The sequence below is a fragment of the Saccharomonospora iraqiensis subsp. paurometabolica YIM 90007 genome, from assembly GCF_000231035.2.
Taxonomy (GTDB): domain Bacteria; phylum Actinomycetota; class Actinomycetes; order Mycobacteriales; family Pseudonocardiaceae; genus Saccharomonospora; species Saccharomonospora paurometabolica.
This window is the reverse complement of the sequence record NZ_KI912238.1, coordinates 169,219-175,551: the sequence shown is the minus strand read 5'-3', so window position 1 is coordinate 175,551 and position 6,333 is coordinate 169,219. Positions and strand designations below refer to the sequence as shown.

At 74.5% G+C, this 6,333-nt stretch carries 6 protein-coding genes; 5 read left to right on the top strand and 1 reads right to left on the bottom strand.

All coding sequences use genetic code 11. From position 1 onward, the window contains the following. The 3 genes from SACPADRAFT_RS27490 to SACPADRAFT_RS0213035 all read left to right on the top strand — a co-directional run. A partial coding sequence (locus SACPADRAFT_RS27490) for a D-alanyl-D-alanine carboxypeptidase family protein (protein WP_198048315.1) occupies positions 1-842 on the top strand: 842 nt, incomplete at its 5' end. Positions 843-1,372: 530 nt separating this feature from the next. Further along, positions 1,373-2,446, top strand: coding sequence for a C40 family peptidase (locus tag SACPADRAFT_RS0213040; protein WP_007026027.1), 1,074 nt, complete (start codon positions 1,373-1,375; stop codon positions 2,444-2,446). 47 nt (positions 2,447-2,493) lie between these two features. Beyond that, a complete protein-coding gene (locus tag SACPADRAFT_RS0213035; RefSeq protein ID WP_007026026.1) occupies positions 2,494-3,702 on the top strand; it encodes a glycosyltransferase family 4 protein in 1,209 nt (402 codons plus the stop codon). A 96-nt stretch (positions 3,703-3,798) separates the two neighbouring features. Here SACPADRAFT_RS0213035 and SACPADRAFT_RS0213030 read toward each other — a convergent pair whose 3' ends face one another. Further along, positions 3,799-4,476, bottom strand: coding sequence for a nucleoside/nucleotide kinase family protein (locus SACPADRAFT_RS0213030; protein ID WP_007026025.1), 678 nt, complete (start codon positions 4,474-4,476; stop codon positions 3,799-3,801). A gap of 41 nt (positions 4,477-4,517) precedes the next feature. Between SACPADRAFT_RS0213030 and SACPADRAFT_RS0213025 the strand changes: the two genes are divergently transcribed. Both SACPADRAFT_RS0213025 and SACPADRAFT_RS33935 read left to right on the top strand, forming a co-directional pair. Then, complete coding sequence (locus SACPADRAFT_RS0213025; RefSeq protein ID WP_007026024.1) at positions 4,518-5,846, top strand: adenosylmethionine--8-amino-7-oxononanoate transaminase; 1,329 nt, start codon at positions 4,518-4,520, stop codon at positions 5,844-5,846. A 283-nt stretch (positions 5,847-6,129) separates the two neighbouring features. Beyond that, positions 6,130-6,333, top strand: a 204-nt coding sequence (locus SACPADRAFT_RS33935; protein ID WP_007026023.1) for a hypothetical protein, incomplete at its 3' end; no start/stop codon positions are given.

Sequence of the window (6,333 nt, the reverse complement as noted above, 5' to 3'; positions counted from 1 at the left end):
ACGTACCGCACCGGCACGACGAGGGGCCGGTGGCGTACTCGTGTGACGGCCTCGTCCACGCCGTGTACGGCGGGGCGGGCGTCGAGCTGCCCGCGTCGGCGCGGGAGCAGCTGGCGACCGGCACCCGGGTGCCGGTCGCCGAGGCCCGTCCCGGGGACCTGATCTTCACCGGCCCCGCGCGTTACGGGGTGCGTTCGGTCGGGATCGTGCTGGACGACGAATCCGTGGTGACCGCGGACGCCATGGCGGCGGGTGTGGCGGTGCTCGACCGGCCGGAGGACGACGCGGTGCTCGGGGTGGTCCGCCCGGTGCTCGGCACCGGATCGGCACGGGAGGTGCCGTCCCGTGCGGACGGGGAGCTGCCCTGGCACTGCGGTGGTGTCGACCTGGAGGGTGGCGGCACCCCGGGCGCCGACGCGGCGGCGCAGGGGGCGGCCGGGCCGTGGGGCGGCTACCCGAACGGGATGATCCCCGGCGCCGCACTGTGTCCGTTCGGTCCGGAGGGGCACGTGTTGCGTTGTGACGCCGCGCAGGCGTATCGGACGCTGTCGGAGCGGTTCGCCCGCCGGTTCGGTGCGCCGCTCTGTGTGACCGACTCGTACCGGACGTTCGACGCCCAGGTCGATCTGTACCGGCGTAAACCGGCCCTGGCTGCGGTGCCGGGCACCAGCAACCACGGCTGGGGCCTGGCGGTGGACCTCTGCGGCGGGGTCGAGTCGTTCGGCACCCCGGAGCACCGCTGGATGCGGGCGAACGCGCCTGCACGGGGCTGGGTCCATCCCGCCTGGGCCCGCCAGGGCGGGGGACGCGAAGAGCCGTGGCACTGGGAGTACACGGGCTGAGATCCGCCGGCACCCGGGGCGCGGCACCCGGGACGTTGTCCCCGGGGAACGTCGCCCGGGGTGCGCGGTCGACACCACCGGATCGAACGCGGGGTGTACGGGCGTTCGGTGAACGGTCCCGACGATCAGGTGAACGGTTTCCCGACCGATGTGAGCGGCGTGTTGTACGTGTCACACGATCAGGTGAACCGCAGGTCGACGTACCGCTCAACGCACGGTCGTCGATTCCCTTCGCTCAGTTGGTGGACGGCATGGCGGCGCTTTCGTAATCTGGCCGAGACCTCGCGTCAGGCAGCCGTTCCACCAGCGTCGGCGACGCGGGGTCGCCGCCGAGCCAGCTTGTCGGGGAGCTGCGCCGGACACACCCACCGAGAGCCGGACACCACCGTTTCGGCGCGCGGCCGACGAGCCCGCCGGCGCGGTACCACCGTGTCCGGTAGCGGCGGAGAACGCGCGGCGGAGGGCCCCCGACCTCCGGCGCGGATCGTGTGCCCGGTCGGCGGCCGGAGAGCAAAGGAGACACACGCGACGTGCGGTCGCATCCCGTGAAACGACTGGCTCCGGGAACCCTGGCGGCCTGCGCCGTCCTCGCGGGCGTCACCTTCGCCCAGGCACCGGCCACCGCGTTACCCGTCCCCGCCCCCCAGCAGCCCGTTCAGCAGCCTCTGCAACAGCCCCCGAGCGGTTCCGAGGAACTCGAGGAGTACCGCGAGCTGTCCAGCAAGGCCGAGAAGCTGAACGAGAAGTACCTCCAGGCGCAGGAGGACCTGAAGGCCAAAGAGGACGAACTCGACGAGTTGAGCACCCGCCTGACCGAGGCCGAGGAGGCCGAGAAGCAGGCGCGTGCCGACGAGGAACGGTTCCGGGTCGACGTCGACCGGTTCGCGGGCACGACGTTCACCAGCGGCAACTCGCTCAACCGGATGTCGGCCCTGATCACCGAGGACTCCGCGGCGGGTTTTCTCGAACGGTCCTCGGCGATCGGCGTGCTGGCCACGGACAAGAACCGGGCGCTGAGCCGCCTGCGGGACGCCGTCCAGCGCGCCGAGGACGCGAAGAACCAGGCGGCCGAGGCCCGCGAGCAGGCCGAGAAGGCCCGGGACAAGGCCGAACGGATCGCCGCCGACCTGGAGGCGCGGAAGAAGGAGCTCGACGACCAGATCGCCGAGCTGGAGCAGCAGGCGAGCCTGCTCAGCAGCTCCGACGTCGCCGCGCAGCAGGACATCGGCCCGGACCCCGGCCCGATCCAGGCTCCCGGCCCCGCCGCGCAGGGCGCGATCGACGCGGCGATGGCCAAGCGGGGCAGCCCGTACGTGTGGGGCGCCACGGGCCCGAGCGAGTTCGACTGTTCGGGGCTGACCCAGTGGGCCTACAACCAGGCGGGTGTCAGCATCCCCCGGACCAGCCGGTCGCAGTCGCAGTACGGCACGCCGGTGTCCCGGTCCCAGCTGCAGCCGGGGGACCTGGTGTTCTTCTACTCGCCGGTCTCGCACGTCGGCATCTACATCGGCAACGGCCAGATGGTGCACGCGCCCACCAGTGGTGACGTGGTCAAGGTGTCCCCGCTGCAGGACCAGTTCAGCGGCGCACGCCGGGTCGCCTGACGCCCGCGGCACCGACGCTCCGGGCCGGGGCGGGATAGTCTGCCGGTATGCGCCGAACGCTGCTGGTGACCAACGACTTCCCGCCCCGGCCCGGCGGCATCCAGTCCTATCTGAACTCGTTGGTCACCCGCCTGCCCGCCGACGAGCTCGTGGTCTACGCCCCCGCGTGGGAGCGGGCCACCGGCTCGGACCGGGAGTTCGACGCCGCGGCCCCGTTCGAGGTCGTGCGGCACCCCACCTCGCTCATGCTGCCCACCCCGGACGTGCTGCGCCGGGCACGGCAGCTCGTGCGCTCCCGCGGCTGCGACACGGTGTGGTTCGGGGCCGCCGCGCCGTTGGCGCTGCTCGGGGCACCGCTGCGGGAGGCGGGCGCGTCCCGGGTGGTGGCCTCCACCCACGGACACGAGGTCGGCTGGTCGATGCTGCCCGGCGCGCGGCAGGCGTTGCGGCGGATCGGCGACACCACCGACGTGGTGACCTTCGTCAGCCACTACACGCGGCGCCGGTTCGCCGCGGCGTTCGGCCCGTGGGCGGGGCTCGAACACGTCCCGTCCGGGGTGGACACCGGGGTGTTCCGCCCGGACGACGGGGCCCGGGCGGACCTCCGGGCGCGGTACGGCCTGGGTGCGCGGCCCACCGTGGTGTGCGTGTCCCGCCTCGTGCCGCGCAAGGGGCAGGACATGCTGGTCCGGGCGCTGCCGGAACTGCGGCGGCGGGTGCCGGGCACGGCCCTGGTGCTCGTCGGCGGCGGCCCGTACCGGGACCGGCTCGCCCGGCTCGCCCGTGAGCACGGGGTGGCCGAGCACGTGGTCCTCACCGGCTCGGTGCCGTGGGACGAGCTGCCCGCGCACTACACGCTGGGGGACGTGTTCGCCATGCCCGCCCGGACCCGCGGCGGCGGCCTGGACGTGGAGGGCCTCGGCATCGTCTACCTGGAGGCGTCGGCGACCGGGCTGCCGGTGGTCGCGGGTGATTCCGGGGGAGCGCCGGAGACCGTGCGCGACGGGGTCACCGGCCACGTGGTCGACGGCCGTGCGCACGGGCCGGTCGTGGACACCCTGGCGTCGCTGCTCGCCGACCGGGACCGGGCGCGGCGGATGGGCGAGGCCGGCCGGGAGTGGGTCACCCGCCACTGGCGGTGGGACGTCCTGGCCGACCGGCTCGCGACCCTGCTGGGCGGTGACCCGCCGGTCACCCGGACACGGTCCGGTGATCTCTCCGGACGCCCGGGAGGCAGTGGCCCGGCTCCGTCCTGAGCCGGGCACCCGTGCGGTCGTGCGCTGCGGTCGTCTTCCGGCCGTGCTCCCGTCCGGTCGTGTCCGGCCCGCGGTGCCGTCCGTGGTCTCCCCCGCTCAGCCGTGCTCCAGCACCGCCGGGTGGTGCGGCCGGTCGACCCGCACGGCGACGTCGGCGACCGCGGCCGGGGACACCTCGCGCTCGTAACGTGCGTAGGCGGGCAGCGCCCAGTGCGTGGACTCCGGTAGCCGCCGGGCCAGCGCCGCCGGGGACAGCCACAGGTGCACGGCCAGGTCCAGGCCGAGGCCACGGCCCAGCAGGAACTCGCCGTCCAGCAGCAGCACCCCGCCCGGCGGCAGGGTCGTGCGGGCGAGACGGTGGGCGCGGTCGCGCTCGGCGTCCCACAGCGCGGGCAGCACGGTCCCGTCGCCACCGGGGCCCAGCGGCGTGAGCACCTCCCGGCGCAGCCCGTCGGCATCGAGCCAGTCCTCGTAGCGCACGTCCGGATCGTCGCGGCCGCGCTCGTGGCGCAGCGACGCGGGCCGCAGGAAGTCCCGCGCGCGGACCCGGAGCACCGCGTGTCCCCGCACACGGAGCGGGTCCACCAGGGCGTCGGCCAACGCGGCCGCGTCGGTCGCGGTGTCCGCGCCGTCCACGGCGACCCGTGTCCGGCCGCGGTGCCCGTCGGGCGTACGTGCCTCGGCGGTGCGGGCACCCGCCCCGGCCACCGTCTCCGCGAGCTCCTCGACGAGCCGGTCCGGCGTCACCGGCCGGTACGTGGGGCGGGACGACATGACGCCACCGTAGTTCCCGGCCGGGTCGTAGAGTGCCGGGCATGGCGACCGAACCGACCGAACCGACCGGTGGGCCGGCGGCCGATCCCGCCGCGACCCGGGACCTGCTCGCGCTCGACGCGGAACACGTCTGGCACCCGTACGGGCCGATGCCGGGCACGGTCCCCCCGCTGCTGGTGACGGAGGCGTCCGGGGTGCGCTTGCGGCTGGCCGACGGGCGCGAACTCGTCGACGGGATGTCGTCGTGGTGGTCGGCGATCCACGGCTACCGGCACCCGGCACTCGACGCCGCGCTGCACGAGCAGGCCGGGCGGATGAGCCACGTGATGTTCGGCGGGCTCACCCACGAACCGGCGATCCGGCTGGCGACCACCCTGGCCGAGGTCACCCCGGGCGAGTTGCGGCACGTGTTCCTGTGCGACTCCGGGTCGGTCTCGGTCGAGGTGGCGCTGAAGATGTGTCTGCAGTACCAGCGTTCGCGCGGCCGCCCGGAGAAACGGCGCATGTTGACCTGGCGCGGCGGGTACCACGGCGACACGTTCCACCCGATGAGCGTGTGCGACCCGGAGGGCGGGATGCACGCGCTGTGGCGCGGGGTGCTTCCCGAACAGGTCTTCGCGCCCGCCCCGCCGTCCGGGTTCGACCGCCCGGTCGACGGGTCCTACGTGGACGAGTTGGTGCGGCACGTCGAGCAGCACGCGGACGAGCTCGCCGCCGTGGTGGTGGAGCCGGTGGTGCAGGGCGCGGGCGGGATGCGCTTCCACAATCCCGAGTACCTGCGGACGCTGCGCGAGGTGACCGAGGCGAACGACGTGCTGCTGGTCTTCGACGAGATCGCGACCGGGTTCGGGCGCACCGGGGCGCTGTTCGCGGCGGACCACGCCGGGGTCGTCCCGGACGTGTTCTGCGTGGGCAAGGCCCTCACCGGCGGGTACCTGACGATGGCCGCGACGCTGTGCACGCCCGCGGTGGCCGAGGGGATCTCGCGTGGCGAGGTGCCGGTGCTGGCGCACGGGCCGACGTTCATGGGCAACCCGCTCGCCTCGGCGGTCGCGAACGCGTCGCTCGGGCTCCTGCGGGACGGGGACTGGCGCGCCGACGTCGCGCGGATCGGGCGGGTGCTGGGTGACGGGCTCGCCGAGGCCGCCGACCTGCCCTCGGTGCGCGACGTCCGGGTACTCGGCGGGATCGGGGTCGTCCAGCTCGACCACGAGGTCGACATGGCGGCCGCGACCCGGGTGCTCACCGAGCACGGCGTGTGGCTGCGGCCGTTCCGGGACCTGATCTACGCGATGCCGCCGTACGTCACCGACGAGGCCGACCTCGGGCGGATCGCCGGGGCGATGGTGGCCACCGCCCGGCAGGCGTGAGCGGAGCCGACCGGGAGTGGAGACAAGATCACCCGAAGTGGTTGCCCGGTCCCCGGGAGCGGGGGCTCCGCGCGTCCGGTGAACACGGCGCGTGGCACCGGCCACCGGGCCGGGTGAGGCGCGCAAGGCGCCGACGCGGTCGGCCCGCGCCGGTCGTACCGGTTCGGTGACGACCCACCGGTCCGGTGAACATGAATGTCCGTGTCAATAGCGGACAATCCGGACGATCTCCGGTTACCTGGTCCCGACGGCCGACCCGCGGCCCCGACCAGGAGGGTTGACCATGACCGGAGCAGAACCGTCCGCACCCGGCACGGGCGACGGGACGACGGCGGCGGACACCGGAGCGCCCCCGGACGGGAGCGCGGTGCCCCCGGACGGGAGCGGGGGAACCTCCGGCGGTGCCGCGGACGGGGCGCCCGGTCGTGGCCGGGCACGCCGGGCCGCGGCGAGCGTGCTGCGGCACGATCTGACCGCGTCCCTGGTC

Coding starts and splice junctions, on each gene's coding strand:
- SACPADRAFT_RS0213035 (WP_007026026.1), top strand. CDS start 2,494: ATGCGCCGAACGCTGCTGGTGACCAACGACTTCCCGCCCCGGCCCGGC.
- SACPADRAFT_RS0213030 (WP_007026025.1), bottom strand. CDS start 4,476: ATGTCGTCCCGCCCCACGTACCGGCCGGTGACGCCGGACCGGCTCGTC.
- SACPADRAFT_RS0213025 (WP_007026024.1), top strand. CDS start 4,518: ATGGCGACCGAACCGACCGAACCGACCGGTGGGCCGGCGGCCGATCCC.